Raw genomic sequence first — 1463 nt, 5'->3', positions numbered from 1 at the left:
GGCATGGCGCGGCCGTTTGGCAATTGCCAACCCACGTACTGCACCGTATGGCAGTGCAGCAAAAGCATGGCTAGAACAACATAATGCGTGGCAATCGCCTACATTAACGTTAATTACCGGTGCAAATATTTCACAGACGTATCAGTTTGTTGATACTGGCAATGCCAACATGGGGTTAGTGGCGTATCCGAATGTGTTGGTTAGTCAACCCAAAGGGCAGATATTGCTGTTACCGGCAGAGAGTTATCCGGCTATTGCGCAACAAGCCGTGATTTTATCATCTAGCTCTCATTTAGCTGCGGCCAAGCAATTTAGCGCATTTTTACGCAGCGAACCGGCCAAAAAGCTGATCCGCGAACAGGGGTATTTGCTGCCTTGAGTACTCCCTTATCAGCTATTTTTTGTTTTGGTGCGATCTTTTTTTGCTATGGGATCTCTCCTTGTTATGGAATAGGGCAGAGCCGTGTCTGTGGCTGATTGGCAAGCGGTCTGGCTGACACTGAAACTGGCCGCCTCTACAACCTGTGTGCTGATGCTATTCTCTCCGTGGCTGGCATGGTGGCTGGCACGCAGCCAGAGCCGTATTCGCCCACTGATTGAATCTCTGGTGTCATTGCCATTGGTGTTACCGCCGACTGTGCTGGGGTTTTACCTATTACTGGCATTTTCTCCGCAAAGCTTACCGGGTTCATATTGGCAGCAGCTTACCGGCCAAACACTGGCTTTCTCATTTTCCGGTCTGGTTATTGCCTCAGTACTCTATTCACTGCCGTTTGCCGTACAACCCTTGCAAAGTGCATTTGTGAATATGGGGGATAAAGAGCTCAATGCCGCTCGAACACTTGGATTCAACGGTATTGCTCGTTTCCGGTATATTGTGCTGCCGATGTCATTCCCCAGCTTTATTATTGCTGCCGCGCTAAGTTTTGCTCATACCATTGGCGAGTTTGGCGTGGTATTGATGATTGGCGGTAATATCCCCGGACAAACGCAGGTGTTGTCAATTGCGCTGTTTGATCATGTCGAAGCGATGGATTATCAAAATGCCCACGCTCTCTCTGCCGGATTATTGCTATTTTCCATAGCAATGCTGACGTTGGTTTATGGTGTGTTACAGCGCCGTCAGCGTCGGCTGTTAATTGGGTAGCGGAGTATCTGAATGGGATTTTTCCAGCGTAAATTAAAGGGGCGTACCTCGAACAACAGTTCTGCTCAAATAGCATGTACGACAGATACTCTTTTCCAAAGCCAAAGCCAAAGCCAAAGCCAAAGCCAAAATCAGGTTACAGACGATCAAACCTTGCAGATACAGGTGCATACAGCGCTGTCTGATTTTTCTCTGAATGTGGATATCACCTTGCCTGCGCGCGGAATCCACGGGATATTTGGTCACAGTGGGGCAGGGAAAACCACCTTGCTGCAAATTATTGCGGGGTTAATGCCCGTAGATCATGCCCATATCC

General features: G+C 48.7%; 3 protein-coding genes. All 3 read left to right on the top strand.

Annotated features, from left to right (window positions below; all coding sequences use genetic code 11):
• A partial coding sequence (gene modA, locus ACRC27_RS07935; RefSeq protein ID WP_438639605.1) for a molybdate ABC transporter substrate-binding protein occupies positions 1-379 on the top strand: 379 nt, incomplete at its 5' end.
• Between the two features lie 90 nt (positions 380-469).
• Positions 470-1147 (top strand): molybdate ABC transporter permease subunit, encoded by a 678-nt coding sequence (gene modB, locus ACRC27_RS07930; protein WP_438639604.1) that lies wholly within the window; start codon positions 470-472, stop codon positions 1145-1147.
• A 12-nt stretch (positions 1148-1159) separates the two neighbouring features.
• Positions 1160-1463 (top strand): ATP-binding cassette domain-containing protein (locus tag ACRC27_RS07925; protein WP_438639603.1); only part of this gene is annotated, 304 nt, incomplete at its 3' end.

Source organism: Plesiomonas sp., assembly GCF_051650925.1.
Lineage (GTDB): Bacteria > Pseudomonadota > Gammaproteobacteria > Enterobacterales > CAMTGL01 > Plesiomonas.
The sequence above is the reverse complement of the archived record's forward strand: the minus strand, read 5'-3'. Positions and strand labels throughout refer to the sequence as shown.